The 21,679-nt window shown below is 37.7% G+C and carries 18 protein-coding genes; 7 read left to right on the top strand and 11 right to left on the bottom strand.

The genetic code is table 11. The features are described from left to right. Nucleotides 1–41 precede the first annotated feature (41 nt). Both FTV17_RS08720 and FTV17_RS08715 read left to right on the top strand, forming a co-directional pair. On the top strand, nucleotides 42–1,823 hold the full coding sequence (locus FTV17_RS08720) for an acyl-CoA dehydrogenase C-terminal domain-containing protein (RefSeq protein ID WP_179998953.1): 1,782 nt from the start codon (nucleotides 42–44) through the stop codon (nucleotides 1,821–1,823). A gap of 159 nt (nucleotides 1,824–1,982) precedes the next feature. Further along, on the top strand, nucleotides 1,983–2,480 hold the full coding sequence (locus FTV17_RS08715) for a phosphate-starvation-inducible protein PsiE (RefSeq protein WP_035265636.1): 498 nt from the start codon (nucleotides 1,983–1,985) through the stop codon (nucleotides 2,478–2,480). A 33-nt stretch (nucleotides 2,481–2,513) separates the two neighbouring features. Here FTV17_RS08715 and FTV17_RS08710 read toward each other — a convergent pair whose 3' ends face one another. Then, on the bottom strand, nucleotides 2,514–2,981 hold the full coding sequence (locus tag FTV17_RS08710; RefSeq protein WP_179998952.1) for an RcnB family protein: 468 nt from the start codon (nucleotides 2,979–2,981) through the stop codon (nucleotides 2,514–2,516). Between the two features lie 199 nt (nucleotides 2,982–3,180). Between FTV17_RS08710 and FTV17_RS08705 the strand changes: the two genes are divergently transcribed. Further along, entirely contained in the window at nucleotides 3,181–3,627 is a 447-nt protein-coding gene (locus tag FTV17_RS08705) for a hypothetical protein (protein ID WP_092767573.1), read from the top strand. A 34-nt stretch (nucleotides 3,628–3,661) separates the two neighbouring features. On the opposite strand, the gene FTV17_RS08700 is transcribed toward FTV17_RS08705, so the two are convergent. Further along, nucleotides 3,662–5,125, bottom strand: a complete 1,464-nt coding sequence (locus FTV17_RS08700) for a phospholipase D family protein (protein WP_179998951.1) — start codon at nucleotides 5,123–5,125, stop codon at nucleotides 3,662–3,664. Nucleotides 5,126–5,212: 87 nt separating this feature from the next. Beyond that, the gene (znuD, locus tag FTV17_RS08695) at nucleotides 5,213–7,363 is read right to left on the bottom strand and encodes a zinc piracy TonB-dependent receptor ZnuD (RefSeq protein ID WP_179998950.1); all 2,151 of its coding nucleotides are present in this window, start codon (nucleotides 7,361–7,363) and stop codon (nucleotides 5,213–5,215) included. A 180-nt stretch (nucleotides 7,364–7,543) separates the two neighbouring features. Between znuD and FTV17_RS08690 the strand changes: the two genes are divergently transcribed. The 3 genes from FTV17_RS08690 (at nucleotide 7,544) to FTV17_RS08680 (ending at nucleotide 10,572) form a co-directional block, all read left to right on the top strand. After that, complete coding sequence (locus FTV17_RS08690; protein ID WP_179998949.1) at nucleotides 7,544–8,314, top strand: DUF4184 family protein; 771 nt, start codon at nucleotides 7,544–7,546, stop codon at nucleotides 8,312–8,314. A gap of 147 nt (nucleotides 8,315–8,461) precedes the next feature. Continuing rightward, nucleotides 8,462–10,246, top strand: a complete 1,785-nt coding sequence (gene aspS, locus FTV17_RS08685; RefSeq protein ID WP_035265578.1) for an aspartate--tRNA ligase — start codon at nucleotides 8,462–8,464, stop codon at nucleotides 10,244–10,246. 107 nt (nucleotides 10,247–10,353) lie between these two features. Then, nucleotides 10,354–10,572, top strand: coding sequence for a hypothetical protein (locus FTV17_RS08680; protein ID WP_179998948.1), 219 nt, complete (start codon nucleotides 10,354–10,356; stop codon nucleotides 10,570–10,572). A 27-nt stretch (nucleotides 10,573–10,599) separates the two neighbouring features. On the opposite strand, the gene FTV17_RS08675 is transcribed toward FTV17_RS08680, so the two are convergent. From FTV17_RS08675 to FTV17_RS08655, 5 genes are read right to left on the bottom strand one after another with little or no spacing between them, the layout of a single operon-like run. After that, nucleotides 10,600–11,571: a glycosyltransferase gene (locus FTV17_RS08675; RefSeq protein WP_179998947.1), complete on the bottom strand. Its 972-nt coding sequence runs from the start codon at nucleotides 11,569–11,571 to the stop codon at nucleotides 10,600–10,602. Next, entirely contained in the window at nucleotides 11,558–12,631 is a 1,074-nt protein-coding gene (locus tag FTV17_RS08670; protein WP_179998946.1) for a glycosyltransferase, read from the bottom strand. The genes FTV17_RS08675 and FTV17_RS08670 overlap by 14 nt, the downstream gene beginning before the upstream one ends. 19 nt (nucleotides 12,632–12,650) lie before the next feature. Beyond that, nucleotides 12,651–13,454 carry a glycosyltransferase family 25 protein gene (locus FTV17_RS08665; protein ID WP_179998945.1) on the bottom strand — a complete coding sequence of 268 codons (804 nt, stop codon included), beginning with the start codon at nucleotides 13,452–13,454 and terminating at the stop codon, nucleotides 12,651–12,653. A 3-nt stretch (nucleotides 13,455–13,457) separates the two neighbouring features. Then, a complete protein-coding gene (locus tag FTV17_RS08660; protein WP_179998944.1) occupies nucleotides 13,458–14,201 on the bottom strand; it encodes a hypothetical protein in 744 nt (247 codons plus the stop codon). Between the two features lie 23 nt (nucleotides 14,202–14,224). After that, nucleotides 14,225–14,995, bottom strand: a complete 771-nt coding sequence (locus tag FTV17_RS08655) for a glycosyltransferase (RefSeq protein ID WP_179998943.1) — start codon at nucleotides 14,993–14,995, stop codon at nucleotides 14,225–14,227. 168 nt (nucleotides 14,996–15,163) lie between these two features. Between FTV17_RS08655 and FTV17_RS08650 the strand changes: the two genes are divergently transcribed. Then, a complete protein-coding gene (locus tag FTV17_RS08650) occupies nucleotides 15,164–16,333 on the top strand; it encodes a nucleotide sugar dehydrogenase (protein ID WP_179998942.1) in 1,170 nt (389 codons plus the stop codon). 37 nt (nucleotides 16,334–16,370) lie between these two features. On the opposite strand, the gene FTV17_RS08645 is transcribed toward FTV17_RS08650, so the two are convergent. The 3 genes from FTV17_RS08645 to FTV17_RS08635 form a co-directional block, all read right to left on the bottom strand. Further along, nucleotides 16,371–17,297, bottom strand: a complete 927-nt coding sequence (locus FTV17_RS08645) for a branched-chain amino acid transaminase (RefSeq protein WP_179998941.1) — start codon at nucleotides 17,295–17,297, stop codon at nucleotides 16,371–16,373. A 34-nt stretch (nucleotides 17,298–17,331) separates the two neighbouring features. Continuing rightward, the gene (gene glnE / locus FTV17_RS08640) at nucleotides 17,332–20,073 is read right to left on the bottom strand and encodes a bifunctional [glutamate--ammonia ligase]-adenylyl-L-tyrosine phosphorylase/[glutamate--ammonia-ligase] adenylyltransferase (RefSeq protein ID WP_179998940.1); all 2,742 of its coding nucleotides are present in this window, start codon (nucleotides 20,071–20,073) and stop codon (nucleotides 17,332–17,334) included. 65 nt (nucleotides 20,074–20,138) lie between these two features. After that, nucleotides 20,139–21,419, bottom strand: coding sequence for a sensor histidine kinase KdpD (locus tag FTV17_RS08635; RefSeq protein WP_179998939.1), 1,281 nt, complete (start codon nucleotides 21,417–21,419; stop codon nucleotides 20,139–20,141). Nucleotides 21,420–21,679: the final 260 nt, after the last annotated feature.

Below are 21,679 nucleotides of genomic sequence, written 5' to 3'. Positions count from 1 at the left end.
CTAAGAACTAAAGATATTTAAACAAAAAAAGGTGAACGAAAATGCCAATCTATAATGCGCCTCTTACAGATATGAAGTTCATTTTGAATGATGTATTTCAAGCTGAACAATTTTGGCAATCAAATGAGAATTTAGCTCATGTTGATGCTGCGACAGCTGAAGCTATTTTAGAAGAGATGGCTAAATTCGCTCAAAACGTAACCCTTCCCCTAAATCGCACAGGTGATGAAGAAGGCGCAACTTATAATAATGGATCTGTTACCACACCAGCGGGCTTTAAAGAAGCGTTCCAACAATATGCAGAAGGTGGTTGGATTGGCTTAGGTGCTGACGAAGAATGGGGCGGTCAAGGCATGCCAAAAATGCTGACTGTGCTTGCAGATGAAATGCTTTTTGCAACCAACCCATCATTTATGCTTTACCCACTTCTTTCTGTGGGTGCGGGTATGGCATTAAATAGCTATGCTTCTCAAGAACAAAAAGAAACTTATCTTCCTAAAATCTATTCAGGTGAATGGTCAGGTACGATGTGTCTCACAGAGCCTCACGCAGGTACTGATTTAGGCATTATTAAAACTAAGGCTGAACGTAATGAAGATGGTACTTACAACATCACGGGTACGAAAATCTTTATTACCGGTGGTGACCATGATTTAGCTGAAAATATTATTCACCTTGTATTAGCAAAAACGCCTGATGCTCCTGCTGGTTCACGCGGTATTTCTCTGTTCATTGTACCTAAATTCTTAGTGAATGTAGATGGTACCTTGGGTGATCGTAACCCTGTAGGCCCTGGTTCTATTGAACACAAAATGGGGATCAAAGCCTCTGCAACATGTGTGATGAACTTTGACGGTGCAAAAGGCTATTTAGTCGGTAAAGAAAACGAAGGTCTTGCTGCAATGTTCGTGATGATGAACTATGAACGTTTGTCCATGGGTATCCAAGGTTTAGGCGCTTCTGAATTTGCTTATCAAAATGCTGCTCAATACGCAACTGATCGTTTACAAGGTCGTAGTGCAACAGGCGTGAAATCTCCGAATAAACCTGCTGATAGTATTCTTGTACACGGTGATGTACGTCGTATGCTCTTAAATGCTCGTGCGAACAATGAAGCTTCACGTGCATTTGCAGTATATGTAGGTCAACAACTTGACATTACAAAGTTCTCGACGGATCCAGAAGCAGTTGCAAAAGCAAATAATCGTGTTGCTTTGCTCACACCAATCGCAAAAGCATATTTAACAGACACTGCTTTCAATGCGACTCTAGATGCCCAAATGGTCTTTGGTGGTCACGGCTATATTCGCGAATGGGGTATGGAACAATGTATCCGTGATCTTCGTATCTCACAAATTTACGAAGGCACGAACGGCGTTCAATCACAAGATTTGATTGGTCGTAAAACGATTAAATGTAATGGTCAATTCATCGCAGAATATATCGAAGAAATTCGTGACTTTGCAAATGCATTAGATGCGGACTTAAATTACATCAAAGATGCCACTCTTGATGCTGCAACTGAACTTGAATTGATTACTCAAGTTGTTCTTGAACGTGCTGCGGAAAATCCTGATTATGCGAATGCTGCTGCGGTTGATTATTTACATGCGGTAGGCTTACTCAGCTTTACCTATATGTTTGCTAAAATTGCTAAAGCTGCGAGTGAAAAATCAGGTGAGTTCTATGAGAACAAATTATCTTTGGTGAACTACTACATCCAACGCGTTTTACCTGAATTAAATACACGTTTAGCTCGCATCAAAGCTAGCTCTGAAATCGTGATGGGATTTAGCGAAGATTACTTCACAAATCAATCATAAGTTTTATCTTAAAAAAGCCTGATTCTTCAGGCTTTTTTATCTGAAATTTACTTATTTTCAAAGCAACTCATAATACTCTTCCCTGCTTAGGCGTAAGATGAGCATGAATTTTGCATCACTCCAATGAAACCATCAGGTTTTTTCAGAGGAGGAGATGTCATGAGTAAAAAAGATATTAGCGTAGAAAAAATCGAATCCTTATTAGATCGTTTTGGAAATCTAGCAGTTGAGAGCTTCCACTATATTGCGCTCTTTATTATTGGCTGCATGGTAATTTGGTCTGCAGGACATACCGTGATTGATATTCTTACGGTAAAACAATATGCAACGATTGATGACATTCTGTTGTTATTTATCTATTTAGAGCTAGGTGCGATGGTAGGTATTTATTTTAAGACCAATCATATGCCCGTCAGATTTCTGATCTATATCGCCATCACTGCCCTGACACGTCTGTTAATTTCAGATATTCAACATGACCATAAAGCTGATATTGATTTAGTCATTATTACAGGATCAATTTTAATCCTAGCATTCGCTATATTGGTCGTGCGTTTTGCTTCTTGGAATTTTCCATCAGTGATCCGAGATAAACACCAAGATAAACCTTTACCACTTGGAAAAACACCACGCCCTGAAGATGATGAGTTGGCTTAGATAAAGATGGCTTAGACAAATTGGATCAAGCATCTAACGATCATTTGGCATCTGGATATATCGACCATTTTGGTATATCCAATGCATTCCAACTTGTGGTGCAGGAAGACCATAACGACGCCAATCTGAAATCAGCATATACTGACTCATTTCAATAGTACCACCCTGCCCATTTACGAAGCTTGACTGCTTGCTAGAATATGTCGTCGTGGTCGGTAAAGACTGTTGATAGATCACTGTAATCCCATTCTGCTGCGGATACGCTGGATAAGGAGGATATGGTCGCTTTAATTGAGGTTTATTCTGAGCAAAACGTGGTTGTTGCAATGGGACTGGCTTACTTAGACGATCTGCATTACCAGTATATATTGGAGTCTGTGTTGGTTTTACAGGTCGAACCTTAGAACCTTGGTAATTAGCCCAACTATCTGCAAAAGTATGACTCGTTATTAAAAGAATCACTGAACCCAATAGAGTCTTAACCAATAATGTATTGTTCATCTCTATTACCTCATTCCAAATTTAAGATTACTTTTGTTTTCAACACTCATTCTAAAGCTTAAATATAGATCAATCATGTAGAAATCTTGAACATTATTTAAAATTTTAAATTTAATACTTTAGACCTTTTATTTATCTGCATGAGTCTGTTTGTAAATCTGCTAGACTAACCATTTTTAACTTTGCGAGATTATCCACCGTGCCTGAAATGAGTTTTGATCGCCTGCACCAATTTTTTTGTAAAGTTCCGAGTGTCCAAGAAAACTATATCGATTCTTATGGCACTGATGGTGAACATGCATGGTGGTTTAAATTTCAAATCAATATCGACCATGCCTTAGCTTGGCAAACGGTTCAAGAACTTGGTCATGTACTAAATTACATTTCTAAAAATGAACGCCTACCCACTCAGTTTTTACCTGTGTCTCCTCCACCCTATATGAATGGTGAGGCGAAACAATTCTTATCTTGGGTGATTCAGTGTAATCATCCTGATTTTACGCCAGATGTGGTTTGTGATTGGTTAGAAGCACGTTTACCTCAACCTGTTGAGGATGAGTCTAAGTGGAAAATTAAAACCGATATTAAAGAGCTCGATCAGATTGATGATAAGGAACTCGATAAATTAGTTCCGCCGAATCCATAATAAATGAAAAAATCCCTCTTTCGAGGGATTTTTTTTAGAAGGTTGAGAGACCACTCCATTCCATGAATCGATAAATGGCATATTTCATTTTTGAATCTTCTGCATATTCTGAGTAATCAACACTCATTTGCTTACCCTCTAAATTCATCCAAGCAGTATCAAAATACTGTACTGCATCTTTAAAAACTTGCTGATTTGAAGAGCCAATAACACGTAAATCAGTTTCTAAATTATAATTTTTCAAATTACGAGCAGTAAAATTAGCCGACCCCAAAATCAGTTCAACCTGATTTGAACTACGCTTAATAATCATTTTTGAATGGCACTGCTCACCTTGTGTATTACACCAGCGTACGTCTATTCCAGCTTTATAGAGCTCTGTCGCGACAGGACGATTTGGAATACCATTTTTAGTACGTCCAAATGCATCTTTGTTCGGGTCTAGTAAAACACGAACTTCAACACCGCGTTGGTGAGCTTTAATTAAGGCTTCAATAATTTCTCGCTCTGATAAATAGAACATTGCCAAATCTATTTTTGCATCAGCATCTTGAGCAGATTCAATCAGTTTCAGCACTTCATCATATATTGCTTTTTCTGTCAGTACTTGCACTTGTGGCAACTGTTTATCTTCTGATACATCTCCCACAATAACCATTGGAATATTTGCTTTAGAAAATAAAGCCACTGATTGTTCAGTTTTTAAAATATCAACAGCTGTATGCCCTTCGACCACAAGTGCTACATTAGAATGGCTTGAGCTTCCATCATGCGGGTTCATTGAAGTCACTAGTGTTTTCCATCCCTCGGATGTATCCACTATGATGGTTTTACGATGGTTCGCTTTAAAATTAAAAAGATTTAAATAGCTTCGAATGGTAATTTTTTCTTCCCCGAAAGGATTACTTAACCAACCTTTCTCAGCATTATTTCCTAAACTCTGACAACAAAAATACCAAATGCCCGACCACAGTGGATTCGATGCGCGTAATGGTGATAAATCTGTTTCTATGACATCAATTCCTGCTTGTCTGAGTTGTCGATAGTGCTCTGGGATTATTCCACCATAAACTGAATTTATAGGATCAGTGATTAATTTAATTTCAATATTCGGTGTTAGACGCTTTTTTTGAATGAGTGCTTGGGTCAGTTCTTGTGTTAAGGCGCGATGTTGATTTTGAGACTGACCAGTTTCAGGATTGAACAGAAACATATCTAACACAATTGTGGTTTGCGCTTGCTCAATAAGATTGAGAATTTCATCAAAAATCTGATGCTGCTGTCGCTGACCCGCCGTATCTATATAAGTTTGGTCTGCTAGGAATTTCACATTTGCATGCCGTAATTTACCGGAATAATTAAGCCCTTCTGGTAATGGTTTATAAATATGATAAAGCGCTGAGGCTAAATAGCCGATGGTCAGCATACCAAGAATCAGACCAACATAACGTCGGTTTGACCAATTTAATTTATGGTGAATTCGTTTAAATAGACGCATAACAAAAAACCTAGTCCGATACTTTCAGACTAGGTTTTAATTTACGTTTTTTCAAGCATTAAACTGTTTTTAAAACTTTGGATTAAATTAAAATCCGTATTCAACGCCAACGGTGAAATTACGTCCAATTTGTGGAATATTAGATAAAAATGAATTGTGCGAATAAACCTGATCATCCAACAAGTTATTTGCTTTTAAATAAACGCGATAATCGTTGCGATTGTTTAACTGCCCAGCATAAGACACACCAACATTGACCATGTTATAGCCTTGGGATTCGGTCTCATGTATTGGTGCAATCTTATCTTGTCTAAACACATGATAGTATTCTGCCAGACCAGACCATCCATCCGCAAAATTGGTTTCCACCTTTGTACCAAGTCGTCCAGCAGGAATACGTGGAGCATTTTCCCCCTCTATCTTGCCTCTTACATAATCACCAAACACACTCACCTTGTAAGTATCATTAATTTGATAGCCTAGCTGAGCCTCAGTTCCATAAAAACGTGCCTTATCCTGCGTATATTTAAGTCCACGTAAATTGCCTTGTTGAGCTACAGTTGCACCATAAATATAGTCATCAAACCAATTGTGATAAACATGAACATGATAATCGAGCTGATCACCTTCATAATGGAGACCTACCTCTAGATTATTTGATGTTTCCTTATCAATATCTGGATTACCTAGCTCATATGTGTTTGTTGCAAAATGAAGACCATCTGCATATAACTCTTGAGCTAGCGGTAAACGTTGTTGATGAGACCCCACTAGAGACAACTTATAATTTGGAGCGAACTCCCAATTAGCTGCAGCTGATCCTGAAACAGCAGTCCCTGAGTAGTTCTTTTGATTGGAATCGACATCAATTTTTTGATGGTCTACACGAGCGCCCAATTCGACATGCACAGGACCAACCTGTTTATGTTCTAATGCAAATAAACTGTACTTATTGGTTTTTGTATCCGCCATCAACACATCATGACTATGGCCATGATGTTCATGATCGTGATCACTATGATCATGGTCACCATGATCAACTTCATCATGGTCATGTCCCTCAGGCGCATTTAGTTTTATTTTTTGCTGAGATGCTTGTACACCTACAACACCCTCCCAACCTAACAACGGTATATGAACCAACTCTAAACGACCATCATACCCCTTACTTTTAAAGTTACTAATAACTTCATTTTCTTCTAGTTCATCATGTTCGTAATCTGTAAAACTTAAATGAGCTCGCAGCTTTTCAAATCCTTTTAATGGATCATTTAATTCAGTTCGCAAATCATAGCGTTCAGATTTTAAGTCAACCCATGGACCTGCAACATTTTCGTGTTCATGATCGTGCGCTAAATTAGGTGGTGGACAATGGAAATGATCTCCATGCAACTCACATCCATGATATTCATGACTATGACCTGGTAAACCATATTGATCTTGTCGATTACTATATGACAGTCCTACAAAACCTCGATCATGGATCCATGAGCCGCCGACATTAACTGTTTGACCTTCTGAGAAGGTATTGTCTACACGTTTAGCACTTTCACGATGAGGCTCTGTCTCACCCTCATGATGATGTTCAGTGAAGTAACCTTTGAAAGGGATATAATCATTGGCTTTATGCTTCGTGCCTTCAACACGAAGTGCAAAATTTTCACCTATAGCTGCTGTTACACCTGCACTCGCAAGTTTTTCATCACTCCCAGAGTTGTAGCGGACGCCCACTTGCCCCTCTAGACCATTAGCTGGCATTTGTGTCGGTATTTTTTGATCAGTCACGTTGACTAAACCACCCACAGTTCCAGCTGCGTACAGTAATGTTGAAGGTCCTCGGATAACTTCCACTTGCTTCGCCAAAATAGGATCAACCGTTACGGCATGGTCAGGAGAAAGTGTTGATACATCAGCAGTTTCAGAAGCATGCTGTAAAACTTTTACACGCGGTCCATCTTGGCCACGAATCACAGGACGACTTGCACCTGTTCCATATTGATTAGAATAAACACCCAACTCATCGGCTAACGCATCACCTATGGTTGTTGGTCTTTCGGATAATTTTTTTTGATCAATCACATGATCCGCTACAGCGAAGTCAGCAGCTGTTTGAACCAATGGATGTGCGGTAGAAGAAATTGTATCTAATTGAACATTTTTTTGTTTTTGATCAGCATGTGCTGCGGATGCTATCACTGCTAAGACGGAGGCAGTGATGATATTTTTATGAAAGTTCATACGACAAGCTCAAAATTCAAGAATTTACAATTATTGTTATAATATAACATTTCAACCAAACTTCAATCATATTTCATTCATTTACTCCAAATTAATTAGCTTCATATAATTAAACCAATGGGTTACATATCAATGTTAATCTATAAAATTCGGATAGCATTTTTTTGATATATTTCAGCAATGCCCTTTACAATTTCACATGCTGTACTCGCACCAATTTTGCATAAAGCATCGAAAGGAACACTTCCTATTTCTGCTCTAGCAATTGGTTGCATGGTCCCTGACTTATTTCGTCTTTTTACAGACGAACATATCCAAATCTCACATCAATGGAGCGCATTGCTATATCCCAATTTATTGGTGGGAATGGCATTCTGTCTATTGTGGTATGCACTATTACGACCTACTTTTTTTAGATGGATTGGTATTTACAATCCCTTAAAACTCTCGAACTTTAGATCTGTCTTTCAATTCTTGGTGCTGATCAATATTTCATTAATCTTGGGTATCAGCAGTCATATCCTTTGGGATGGTTTAACTCATGTTGATTACAGAACCTTTGCTTTTCATGACCTATTAGCTAAGCAAATCAATCTTTTCGGACAACACTACCCCCTCCATCGAATTTTACAGGTCGGTACCTCTATTATCGTTTTGCCCTTTATTTTATGGTTTGCAAAACAGTATTTTTGTACTTACCGTCAACCATTCAGAGTAACTCGTTCTATCACTATTTTTGCTGTGGTATCCGTGCTAATTTCAATATTAGGTGGATTATTTGGATTTATTCATTTCAACTCTAATTACAATACAGCCATTTTAAATGACCTATATGGTTACATTGGCTTCTCAATTAATTATTTCTTTAGAGGCTTTCTATTGACGTTTGCGATTTGTACGCTTGTTTTTCAACTCTTAGATCAATTGGAATTATTCGAAGGATCGTCTTAATTTTAAATTTGCATTAAATAATAGGGCTTTCATAATCTTCTCCTTGTGACTGTAGTCTCAAAGAGGCATAATTCACCCTTTGTATAAAGGCGTTACGCTGTTTACGTATACGCTTTCATTAACCCATATAGTTGGATTTTTAACGCTATGATGCGAACTCATTACTGCGGTTCATTAACCGAAGCTCAAATTGATCAAACCGTTACACTTTGCGGATGGGTACACCGTCGCCGTGACCACGGTGGTGTAATTTTCCTTGATATGCGTGACCGTGATGGTCTAGTTCAAGTGGTTATTGATCCTGATACACCAGAAGCTTTCGAAACAGCTGATAAAGCTCGTTCTGAATTTGTATTAAAAATTACTGGTCGCGTTCGCCGTCGTTATGCTGGTACTGAAAATGCCAACATGGTGAGTGGTCAAATCGAAGTATTAGGTAAAGAAATTGAAGTTCTAGCAGCGTCTGAAACTCCACCATTTCCATTAAATGATGATAATACTAATATTTCAGAAGAAATTCGTTTGAAATATCGTTTCTTGGACATTCGTCGTCCAGAAATGTTAGAGCGTTTACGTTTCCGTTCTAAATTAACAAACCTTATTCGTAACTATTTCGAAGAAAATGGATTCTTAGACGTTGAAACACCTATTTTGACACGTGCGACTCCTGAGGGTGCGCGTGACTATTTAGTTCCAAGCCGTGTATCAAATGGTAGTTTCTACGCTCTTCCGCAATCACCACAGTTGTTCAAACAGTTGTTAATGGTGGGTGGTATTGATCGTTATTACCAAATTGCTAAATGTTTCCGTGACGAAGACTTACGTGCTGACCGTCAGCCTGAATTCACACAAATCGACGTTGAAACATCGTTCATGAGTGACGATGACATCATGGATTTAATGGAACGTTTAACAGTTAAGATGTTTAAAGAACTTCTTAATGTTCAATTTGATAAGTTCCCACGTATGACCTATGCAGATGCAATGCGCGACTATGCATCTGACAAGCCAGACTTACGTATTCCACTTAAACTCGTTGACGTTGCAGATTTAATGCAAGATGTAGAGTTCAAAGTATTCGCAGGTCCTGCTAAAGACCCTAAAGGTCGTATTGTTGCGCTTCGCGTACCGGGTGCAGGCTCTCTTCCACGTAGCCAAATCGACGAGTACACTAAGTTTGTAGGTATCTACGGTGCAAAAGGTTTAGCTTATATTAAAGTCAATGAGCTTGAAAAAGGTATCGAAGGCTTACAATCTCCTATCGTGAAATTCATCGAGCCAATCGTGCTTGATCTATTAAAACGTGTAGGTGCTGAAAATGGCGATATCGTATTCTTCGGTGCAGATAAAGCGAAAGTTGTAAACGATGCAATGGGTGCTTTACGTATCAAAGTCGGTCATGACATGAAGATGGCAACTTGCGAGTGGGCACCACTTTGGGTTGTTGATTTCCCAATGTTTGAAGAAACTGATGATGGCAAATGGACCTCTGTTCACCACCCATTCACGCTGCCTAAATCTAGCGTAGAAGAAGTGAAGAACAACCCAGGTGCAGCATTATCTGTAGCTTACGATATGGTGCTTAACGGTACTGAAATCGGTGGTGGTTCACTTCGTATTCACAACCTAGAAATGCAAAAAGCAATTTTTGAAGCTTTAGGTATTGGTGAAGAAGAAGCAGAAGAGAAATTCAGCTTCTTATTGAACGCTCTACGTTATGGTGCACCTCCACACGGTGGTTTGGCATTCGGTTTAGACCGTCTTGTGATGCTAATGACAGGTGGTTCATCAATCCGTGATGTGATTGCATTCCCGAAAACGAAAACTGCGGAATGTCCGTTAACACAAGCACCTGCACCAGTTGAATCAACTCAACTTCGTGATCTTGGTATTCGCTTACGTGAAAAACCAAAAGCTGAATCACAAGAATAACGTTTTGTTGAGCTAAATAAAAACCCTGCAACTGCAGGGTTTTTATTTCATTGAGATAAACGCTCAAAAATGGCATAATCTCAGAAAATATTTAAGAGTTCATTCATATGGCTATGCGTCCTGATGTTCGTCGTCATACAATCATTATTATTGTATTTTGCATCGTGCAGTGGGCATTTATGCGCTATATTTTGAATGAACAGTTGTTTAACTTAACAACTTATCAACGTATTGTTTATTTCAGTACCAGTAGTTTTATTGCAGGTTTTGGTACTATCGCAGCATTAATTTATATGGTGCTTAAAGGAAATGCAGATAATAAATAATAGAACACTGTAAATACCCTGTTATATTTATTTATGTTTTCTAAGCCCTAGCCAATTTTTGTATAGGTAAAAAAATTTAGGGGTTTTCAACATCCACCTTACTTTCCAATGCAACTCATTTGAATTATTTTTAATATAATTCAAATCTTTAAACTTAATTGAGTTGATAAAACAACAATACTTTTTAAAATTCATTTTTATATAATTATTAAATAATCCTAATATTAAATGAATATACACTTGTTTAAAGTGACACTTATCACGATTGTCTCTAAATAAATCCACCCCATAAAATAAACTCTCTAAGTGTTTTTCATTAACACTACAATTACTTATACTAGATGGTCTATACCTATAAAAAATTAATGTTTTATTTAATTCATAAATTTTTATATTTTCATTATATAAAAACGGCACAGCAAGCATATCTTCAAAATAATAACCTTTAGGAAATCTAATGTTTTTTAATAAGTCTTTTTTATAAACCCTCAACCATGCATACCACTTGTTTTTTTTAAAAATTCTCTTTAAGTACTCTTCATTTACATTATTAATTAACTCTATTTGATCAGCTAATACAAGTGGTTTTTGAGTTAAAAATTTGTTTTCCTCGATCGCATTAAAATGTATAAGATCAACATTCTTGTTATGATCAATCACATTAATAATTTCTTCTATATAATCATTTAGGACATAATCATCAGAATCAATAAAAGATACATAATCACCTTCAGCTAAATCAACACCATTATTACGTGCCATACTTAGCCCTTGATTATCTTGATCAATAATCCTAATATTTTTTTTAAAGGATTGTTTATTTAAAAAATTCTTTAAAATATCAATAGATCTATCTTTTGAACCATCATTAATAAAAATACATTCCACTTCCGTAGTTAATTGACTATAAAGTGATGATATACAGTCTTCAATATAGTCTTCTACACCATAAACAGGAATAATGACAGATAACTTGATTTTTTCTTCAACTTTGTGCACTACAATCACCAAGGCTTAAATATTCATCAACAGCCGTTTGAACTTTAAATTTTCGAGATAAAGCAGGATTATAGATTTTATCGCATGATGAAATTTCAGACATCTTACTAGCTAGCTTATCAATATTACCAACCGGAACTAAAAAATTTTTATCTAAAATTTCACTAGGACCAGATGGACAATCCGTACTTAAAACGGGCGTATTTAAAGCTAATGCTTCTAAAATTGCAATACTAAATCCCTCAAAGTCTGAGGACACGACCATCGCTTGTGCATGTTGAATAAACGGATACGGATTATTTTGAAAGCCGAGAAAGTGAACTTTATCCGATACCCCTAGTTCTTGGCATAAACGCTGATTGTCAGCCATCAGCTCGCCTGTACCCACCAAGACCAAAGGCAGATCCAGCTGTGCTTGTGCATACGCATGAATCAACACATCATGACGTTTTTGCTGCTTAAATTTTCCAACATTGACCAAATAGGGCTGAGGTAGATCAGGAATAAATTCTGATGCTGCGTGTCGAACAGCATCGACATCAATTGGATTATAGATTGTCTGAACCCTGCTATCAGCACCAAAAATATCTTTAAAATCAGCTTCCACCCCTTGGCTAACCGCCACACAGGGCTTGGCTAAATACACTTTGCCCAACTGCTTTTTAAAGGCCTTAGTCAGTCGTTGACCATACTCCAAACTAGTGGTGTTATGAATCACAAAATGTACATTTGGCAACTGACTACGACTTAAAATAAAATCGACTGGATATAAGTTGGACAGTACCAAATTTGGCTCACCAATCTGATGACGCACAAAGCGATCAAAGGCTTTGGCGGCGATACTTTGGCGCATAAATTTAGGTATGCCACGAAATTTTTGATAATTAAAGAAGTGTGTCTTCACTCCATCAGGAATAGGTAAATCTATAATATCTTTGAAATAAACAATATGTGCTTCATGCCCTGCATTATTTATTCCTTTAGCTAAAGTTAATGCGAAACGTTCAGCACCATTACCTTGTAAAGTAAAAATAGCAAGTACAACCTTTTTTTTCTTCATAATTCGATATTCAATATTGTTAAAACTGTGCCTTATCGAGACGAATAAATCGCTTTTGCGCTTTAAATATAACTTGCATATAGCGATATCCCATAGCCAACTGACCGATGATCCGTCTCTTTCTAAATACTCTTTTTTCCATAGCAGAAGAATAAATTGGCTTGTGATGTTCTGAACGTCCGATCACTGACTCAAACTGCTCAGCAGGTACAAGACCATAAGCTACCATTTGATCTTCTTGAATAATTGCGGCTGGCTCAGCTTGTAAACTCTTCAATCCATAATGGCTAAAAATAAAAGCATCAGCAATTGCAGGTGAGGTTTCTGCTAAACGTTGTAATAACTTCTTTGCGCCGGATGGATAGAGTAAATATCCTGCTGCACCTGTTCGGTCTTGATATAGATTATATAGTGCAGTTTGTCCAGCGACTAATTGATATTCTGGCTTTTTAGAAATAATTTTTTTACGACTACGTACTTCAAAATTAATTAAATCTATATCTTTAAAATTATAATTTTGTATTTCTTCAAGTAACTGAGGAATATGACATGATAAGACTGCATCATCCTCTAATATAAATGCTGGTTCATTAGTTTTAATAACAGTTTCCCACGCTTTCTGATGACTCAAAAAACATGCTACCTCCACCTTACGCAAAGGTCTTTGCCAACCAAACCCTAATAATTGATATTGTGAGTCATCGATATCATCAACTGATACAGCAGCTAAACGCTGAAAAGATAAACCCAAATCATCAAACTGTTGAGTCTGAAAAGCCAAACGCTCCTTTGAACGCTCAAGATTTATAATCAAGATCTGCATGGATTACCACCAACGTGTTTTTTCACGCGTATGTCTTTTTTTAAAACGCACATAGACAGTATCATTAACGTCTTGATTAATCCGCTCAAAAATTTCAATAACCAATTGACCTAATGGATGATCAGTACATATCTGGTCTAAACGCCAACGCATATTTCTCAATGTATCATCTGTACCCACTGCAAAAGCAGATGTACCATCAAATAGAGCATAACGTTGTGACTGTAAATGATTTAGACACTCTAGATTTTCTTCCATCTGATGATCACATAAATAGCGTTCCGTTTCCTGAAGCTTTAAAGTATTAATAAGAACCACTGCATTCATCAAAATTGCTTTCAGAAGAGAATCTTCATCATGATCAATGAAAGTATCACATGCTGAAATTAACCATCGTATATTTAAGGATTTCAGTAAAAAATCTCGCTCTTTAAGCCATAAAGATTTAAATTTTAGATAGTTATCTGTCGTATCAACATCTCGGCGCATCAATACAATTAGACTAGCATGATAATGATTCAACGCAGGTTGACCTACGAACTCATCTTTGAGCTGCTCTATATGCTGCTTTAAATCTTTTGCTGATCCATGGGTATAGCGTGTTTCATCACCTTCAATCAAGTTTTCTTTCAACGCATTAATATCTATACCGTCAAATTGCGCATAGACCTCATCTGCACCAAAACGACGTTGATGCCGACTAAAGGAGAACCATTGTTCGAATTTACTTTTTTTTCTAACAGGCATTATAAACCACCATTAAAAGGCAACTATTGCCAGGCATCCTTAATCCATTGACTTGGCAACACATAGCGGTACCATTTACCACCGCCACCATTCACAGCATCAGGTGGATTAATCTCACCATGGAAAATAATAATTTTAGCACCTTCAGGTTTTACTGGTGGCTTAAAAAAAGCCATTGGGATTTTTTGTAAACAGTGATATTTATAACTTTTACACCAGCTATCTGGCCAATAAGTTTGCTTCGCATGTTTATCTACATACCATGACAAATAGGCTTGCTCATTACGGAATTTTTTTCGAATTTCATCAAAGTTTTCACGAAAATATGGTAATAATCCAGGGAAAGCGCCCAATTTAAAACGGTATACTGAGCTATTACCTGTGATTCGCCATGGTCGTTTCCAGTCATGAATAATTAAGAAATCACCAGGATAAGTGAAAAACTCATCCATGTTATCAACGATAACAACATCCAAGTCTAAAAATAGCGCATTACCCTTTAAGCCATATAAGTCAGGCTCAAAAGTTGAAAGTTTGTTCCAACCACGCTCAGGTGCACCTTCAGGCAATGCTAACGGCGGAATAGGAAAGCATTTAACATTTGGATCAATTCCTTCTGTACGGTCAGTGAGACAAACCATCTGGAAATCAACAGTCGTGTGTCGTTTCACCATATTGTAAAGCCGATTCACATACTCAGAACCATATTTGGTTCCCCACTTCATACACAAAACAATGTTCTGTTCTTGTGCAATCTCTTCTTCTAATAAGACATTGTTTTCATGTATTGACATGCCGTTTTATTCCACCGAATCAATAGCTGCATCATACCACAGAGTTAAAATATTCTTGAACGATAAGAATTCAAACTCGTCCAAATTGAAATCAAATCTTCATTAAATTGTCACGTCTTAGAAACCCTATTTTGTCAAATTAAATTTAATCTGGCTTGAACTAAAATAATGAAAATTACTATTGTCGGCACTGGGTACGTCGGTCTCTCAAATGCGATGATTTTAGCGCAACATCATGAAGTCACCGCCTTAGACATTGATCAAAACAAAGTAAATTTATTGAACAAGCAAATCTCACCTATACAAGACACAGAAATCTCTGATTTTCTAAGTTATAAACCATTAAACTTTAAAGCAACAACTAATGCTGTGGATGCGTATTTTCAGGCAGACTATATTCTTATTGCGACGCCAACTGATTATGACCCTACAACCAATTATTTTGACACTTCAAGTGTTGAATCTGTGATCACTGAGATTTTAAGTATCAATCCATTAGCGACGATCATTATCAAATCGACAGTTCCTGTAGGTTACACCCAACAACTAAAAAGTAAATTTGAAACACAGAATATTATATTTTCACCTGAGTTTCTCAGAGAAGGAAAAGCATTGCTGGATAACTTATATCCTTCAAGAATTATAATGGGTGAAAATTCAGAACGAGCACATCAATTTGCAAACATGCTCATAGAAGGTGCTTATAAAAAAGATTGTCCAGTCTTATTCACTGACTCCACGGAAGCAGAGGCAATCAAACTTTTTGCAAACACCTATTTAGCTATGCGCGTTGCGTTTTTCAATGAACTAGATACTTACGCTCAACTACACCAATTGGACACTCGCCAAATGATCGAGGGCGTATGTTTAGACCCTCGTATTGGTAAATTTTATAACAATCCATCTTTCGGTTACGGCGGATATTGCCTTCCTAAAGATACTAAACAATTACTCGCCAACTACGATCAAGTTCCAAGCAATTTAATTCAAGCCATTGTAGATGCAAATAGTACTCGCAAAGATTTTATCGCTCAGTCTATTTTGGAAAGATGCCCTAGTATTGTTGGGATATATCGTTTGGTCATGAAAAGTGGTTCAGACAATTTTCGATCGTCAGCAATACAAGGTGTTATGCGTCGTCTCAAAGCGCAAGGAATCAAGATCATTATTTACGAACCAACGCTTTCAGAGAAAAAATTTCAAAACTCAAAAATCATCAAAACACTAGAAGAATTTAAAAAAAGAGCAGATTTAATTATTAGTAATCGTCATTGCGATGAACTGAATGATGTTGCAGATAAAGTGTATACCAGAGATATTTTTGCTAAAGATGATTAAAAAAGGACTCAATTGAGTCCTTTTTTCAAAGCATTAATTATTTCACATATGTTAACCAGTGAGCATATTTAGGGTCTTTACCTTGTACGGCATCGAAGTATGCTTTTTGGATTTGTGTTGTGATTGGACCACGAACACCCTCACCAATTTGACGGTCATCATATTCACGGATTGGCGTTACTTCAGCAGCAGTACCCGTAAAGAATGCCTCATCAGCGATATAGAATTCATCACGCGTAATACGACGTTCAACGACTTCATAACCAAGGTCTTTCGCAATCGTAATAATCGTTTGACGTGTAATACCATCAAGAGCACCACCAGCGATATCAGGGGTATGAATCACGCCATCACGCACTAAGAATACGTTTTCACCTGAACCTTGACACACATAACCTTGTGGATCAAGTAACATTGCTTCGTCATAACCTGAGTGCGCAACTTCTTGGTGTGCCAAGATAGACAGCGTATAGTTTCCTGATGCTTTCGCCTTACACATCGTCACGTTAGGATGATGGTGTGTAAAAGAAGAAGTTTTTACACGAATACCCTTCGCCATTGCCTCTTCACCAAGGTAAGCACCCCAGCTCCACGCAGCAACCACTGCATGAATTGTATTATCCGTCGCTGCAATACCTAGCTTTTCCGAACCAATAAAGATAATTGGACGTAAATAGCAAGAAGCCAATTTATTTTCACGTACGACATCAATTTGAGCTTGTTCTAACGTCGCCTGATCAAACGGAACTTTCATTTGATAAATTTTGGCAGAGTTTAAAAGACGTTTAGTGTGTTCTTTTAAACGGAAAATTGCCGTTCCATTCGGAGTTTCGTAGGCACGGACACCCTCAAACACACCCATACTGTAGTGTAAAGTGTGTGTTAAGACGTGAGTTTTTGCTTCACGCCAATCAACTAATTGTCCATCTTGCCAAATAAAACCATCACGATCAGCCAAATTCATGACCTAAACTCCAAATTTTTATACACAGTCATTTCTATCCAACTACTGATGCAGTTGGATCTATTAATCTTTGCCATAGCTTGCAAACGACCTTACGGGTATCGAGCCAATTCGCAGCACTCACTTGCATGGATTGATTTGCAAGGGCTAAACGATGACTCTCGGCACGTTCACGGAGATAAGCTTGAATCAATGCTGTCGCATCGGCGCTGGATAAGCAGCCAGTTTTTGCGGCATCCTCAAGGATTCGTACATTGTCGGAGTAATGGGCGAGATCAGGATTCGTCCCACTCCATGCTAATACTGCATACTGTGCCATAAATTCGATATCAACGATACCACCTGCATCCTGTTTTAAATGAAAAATTCCATCTTTTTTTTGCTCATTTGATGAGCCTAAATGGTCTTTCATTTTTTGACGCATTTTTAGCACTTCTGCTCTTACCGTTTCTTCATTTCGAGGCAAAGTTAAAATACGACAGCGTAATTCCTCAAACTTTTCTCTTAAGCTTTGCTCACCCGCTATACTACGCGCACGAACAATCGCTTGATGCTCCCAAAGCCATGCATTTTTAAGTTGGTATTGCTCAAAAGCCTTAAGGCTTGTGACGAGAAGCCCAGCTTCTCCTGAAGGACGCAATCGTGTATCAATCTCATACACACGACCATCTAAAGTTTGGGTTGTCATCAGCGACATGAGCTTTTGCCCAACACGCATCGCAAATTCAAAACCACTAATTGGTTTCAAGCCATCTGTATCTGCCTGCTCATCCATATAGTGGATAAAGACTAAATCAAGGTCTGAACCATACCCAAGTTCAATACCGCCTAATTTCCCATACCCAATGACACTGAATGCCATATGATTTTTTGAACAACGTTGACCATCTGCATCTACTGGGTAACCATGTTTTTTGGCTGTAATTTGATATGCTAAATTCAAAGTTGCTTGAACTGAAACCTCAGCAATATCGGTGAGCGCATCAGACACACGCATCAATGGACTTTCAGCCAATACATCACTTGCTGCTACAGTCAAAACATTCGATTTTTTGAATAAGCGCAATACGCGCATTTGATCTTCGACTTGATCAATTTCAATACGCAGCAGCTGCTGTCTGAGTGAATCCTCCAAATCTTGGCGTTTAGGTAACTCAAAATCCATCGATAAAAACTCATCGAGTAAAACTGGGTAATGAGTTAACTCTTCACAAATCCAAGGGCTTACAGTCGCCATTTTAACGAGTCGCTGTAATGCTCCTTTACTTTCAATTAACATCACCAGATAGACTGTTCGCCGCATCACAGATTCAACCAGTGGCATGAGTCTTACCAAAGCGACTTGTGGATTATCCGATTCGAGAACAGCTTGAATCAGATGTGGCCAAAACTCTTTTAAACGATTAACTGCTTTAGCGGGTAATTTTTTGATGGCATGTCCATACCAAAACTCACGAACCAAATTTTTAGCAGACTCATCTAAAACTTCATTCAATTGCTGCTCTATTTGGCTAAAGCTTTCAACCAATGGATCTACTTCTTTTTCTTTAATTAAATGCTCAAACTGATAGGTCACTTTAGCGCGCTTCTCATTGAGAACATTTAAGAAAGCATCCCAACTCTCAAATCCAAGTGTCTCTACGATGCGATTTCTTTGGTCAGGTTCTGTAGGCAGTGATTGAGTTTGTTGGTCGTTTAAGGCTTGAATAGCATGTTCCACACGACGCAAGAATAAATAAGCATTTTCAAGCTCATCTACCACTTCAGGTTCAAGTAATCCAACAAACCCCAAATGATGCAGACTCACTAAACATTGACGGTCTTGTAGCTCAAGTTTTGAACCACCATAAATCAACTGGAAAACTTGAACGATAAACTCGACTTCACGAATACCTCCTGCACCAAGTTTAATATCATCTTCAATATTTCTACGTTGAACTTCACGCTCAATCATCGCTTTCATTTCACGCATCGCTGCAAAAGCGGTGTAATCCACATAACGGCGGAATACAAAAGGTCGAGTCATTTCCAGAAGCTCATCCCCTTCCTTTCCTCCTGTAACAATACGCGCCTTTATCCATGCATAACGCTCCCACTCACGTCCATGTTGACTGAGATACTTTTCGAGTGCCACATGACTGATTGCAAGTGCTGAACCATCACCCCATGGTCGTAATCGCATATCCACTCGGAATACAAATCCATCTGCGGTGATATGTTCCAACAAATAAATAATTTTTTGCCCCCAAAGGATGCAAAATTGCTGAACATCAATACATTTACGACCATTGGTTTCACCTTGCTCATCGAAGGCAAATATAAGATCAATATCACTGGATAAATTAAGTTCCTGAGCCCCCAATTTACCCATTGCAATCACGATAAGGTCTTGAAGCTTACCGTTATAGCCGATCGGCTCTCCATGTTTGGCTTGCAATGGACAATAAGCAAAGCTTTTGGCTGCATCAATACTCGCATCAGCAAAGTCTGAAAGTTCACGAGTCAATGTAATGACTGAGATAAGGCGGTTCGCATCCTGCCAAATCCACCGAAACATAAAACGCGCTCGCAAAATTCGAATTTTTCGCATCCATTCATTTTCATCTTGAAGGTTGGCAAGCTCGCTTTGCACAATGTGATAGATTTGTTCAGTACTTAAGAATTTATTAAATTGATCTGTTGAATAATCTTGTTCTAATAATGTTTGATGTAAATTATAAACTTGTTCTGCATATTGACTGGCTCTAAGAGTTTTTTGCAACTGATCAGCATTCATTTGAAAAAAAGCCTGAATAAATCTAAAACTCTTTTATATCAGTCCTTACGCAATTTGTGGACTATTTAGTTCACTTTTTCCAAAGATGTTTGATTACTCGTATTTGGCGTGGCAGATAGCGCTGTATGAGCGTCTGCTTCAGGTAATATGACTTTAAAAGTCGTACCTTGACCTTGTTGAGAGCTGACACAAATTTCACCGTGATTCAAATCAACAAATCTTTTACATAACACCAAGCCTAAACCAGCACCTTTTTCACCGGATGTCCCGCGAATAGAAACTTGCAAATCTGGTTGAAAGAGCTTTTCAATTTGCTGTGGTGTCATGCCCAAACCTGTATCCCGAATGGCAATTTCAACACCTTGGTCACATTTTGATGCTTCGATAAAAACTTTTCCAGTTCCATCCACATGAGTAAACTTCAAGGCATTAGATACCAAGTTTTGAATCACTGATGTGATCATATTAATGTCGGCAAAGACTTTTAACTCTTGCGGCACACTTTCAATCAATTGAATATTTTTTTTCACAGCCAATGTGTTTAAAACATCAAAGACGATTTTCGTCACCTGTTTAAGCTCAAACTGAATAGGGTGATAGACAAATCTCCCGCCTTCAGCCATTGCCCAATTTAGTAGGCTTTCCAATAAGTTATAAGTCGATTGAGCAGTATCATGTAAATATTCAGCGATATTCTGTACACTGTCTTCGTCCAAACTTTCACGCTCATTGGCCAATACATCAGAAAAACCTAATAGGCCATGAAATGGTGCGCGTAAATCGTGTGCAATGATTTGGAAGAACTTTGTCTTACTGAAATTAAGCGCCGATTGTTGTTCGTATAATTCTTTGAGTTCTGCATAATCCGAATGAAGCTCTAATATACGAATTAAACTCATTGAAAAATCATAAACCAGTTCTAAATTTTGATCATCAAAAGGTTGCTGCTGATTATCAAATAAAACCACTTGACCAATTGAAAAATCATCATTCACTTTTAAATCAATGGCTAAAATTCGCTCGTGATCAACTCCGAGTTGATGAATATGTGCTGAAAAAGATGAGTAATTAGGATGATCATGACTAATCGCTGTTTGACCTGCAAAATATGGTAATAATTTTGCTTTTTTATTGGCATTAAAAGCTTTAAATCCATTTGGAGATGAATGCCACACATACGGTTCATCATGAAAAGCTAAGATCGCTGACTCCGCATTTAAAATGCCACGCGCAAATCTCAAAAAACTTTCAAGTTGATTCTTTGGCGTTGATACACCGAGTAATAAAGACATTTTGCAGGCACTGAGCTGATCAGCTTGATCGACTTCAATAAGTTCTAGTTTCATGCCTACTTCCTGCCATGGAGTGATAAGGAACAATGATCAATTGTAATTTTGATTAAATTACAATTTATTATTTCATTTCATGATAAAGAAATGAAACCTTATTTCATCAAGACTAATACATTCTCCAACATTAAGAAAGTGCATTTTTAGCAGTGGATATCAGGTCAAAAGATGAATAACACTCTACAAAACGTAGGCGCATACTGACCATAACTTGGCTACACTATAACTATTTATTATTAAAGTAAAATTTACTCACT

The organism is Acinetobacter sp. YH12239, assembly GCF_013417635.1.
In the GTDB taxonomy this organism is placed as follows: domain Bacteria; phylum Pseudomonadota; class Gammaproteobacteria; order Pseudomonadales; family Moraxellaceae; genus Acinetobacter.
The sequence above is the reverse complement of the archived record's forward strand: the minus strand, read 5'-3'. Positions and strand labels throughout refer to the sequence as shown.

Coding starts and splice junctions, on each gene's coding strand:
- FTV17_RS08720 (WP_179998953.1), top strand. CDS start 42: ATGCCAATCTATAATGCGCCTCTTACAGATATGAAGTTCATTTTGAAT.
- FTV17_RS08715 (WP_035265636.1), top strand. CDS start 1,983: ATGAGTAAAAAAGATATTAGCGTAGAAAAAATCGAATCCTTATTAGAT.
- FTV17_RS08710 (WP_179998952.1), bottom strand. CDS start 2,981: ATGAACAATACATTATTGGTTAAGACTCTATTGGGTTCAGTGATTCTT.
- FTV17_RS08700 (WP_179998951.1), bottom strand. CDS start 5,125: ATGCGTCTATTTAAACGAATTCACCATAAATTAAATTGGTCAAACCGA.
- znuD (WP_179998950.1), bottom strand. CDS start 7,363: ATGAACTTTCATAAAAATATCATCACTGCCTCCGTCTTAGCAGTGATA.
- FTV17_RS08690 (WP_179998949.1), top strand. CDS start 7,544: ATGCCCTTTACAATTTCACATGCTGTACTCGCACCAATTTTGCATAAA.
- aspS (WP_035265578.1), top strand. CDS start 8,462: ATGATGCGAACTCATTACTGCGGTTCATTAACCGAAGCTCAAATTGAT.
- FTV17_RS08680 (WP_179998948.1), top strand. CDS start 10,354: ATGGCTATGCGTCCTGATGTTCGTCGTCATACAATCATTATTATTGTA.
- FTV17_RS08670 (WP_179998946.1), bottom strand. CDS start 12,631: ATGAAGAAAAAAAAGGTTGTACTTGCTATTTTTACTTTACAAGGTAAT.
- FTV17_RS08665 (WP_179998945.1), bottom strand. CDS start 13,454: ATGCAGATCTTGATTATAAATCTTGAGCGTTCAAAGGAGCGTTTGGCT.
- FTV17_RS08660 (WP_179998944.1), bottom strand. CDS start 14,201: ATGCCTGTTAGAAAAAAAAGTAAATTCGAACAATGGTTCTCCTTTAGT.
- FTV17_RS08655 (WP_179998943.1), bottom strand. CDS start 14,995: ATGTCAATACATGAAAACAATGTCTTATTAGAAGAAGAGATTGCACAA.
- FTV17_RS08650 (WP_179998942.1), top strand. CDS start 15,164: ATGAAAATTACTATTGTCGGCACTGGGTACGTCGGTCTCTCAAATGCG.
- FTV17_RS08645 (WP_179998941.1), bottom strand. CDS start 17,297: ATGAATTTGGCTGATCGTGATGGTTTTATTTGGCAAGATGGACAATTA.
- glnE (WP_179998940.1), bottom strand. CDS start 20,073: ATGAATGCTGATCAGTTGCAAAAAACTCTTAGAGCCAGTCAATATGCA.
- FTV17_RS08635 (WP_179998939.1), bottom strand. CDS start 21,419: ATGAAACTAGAACTTATTGAAGTCGATCAAGCTGATCAGCTCAGTGCC.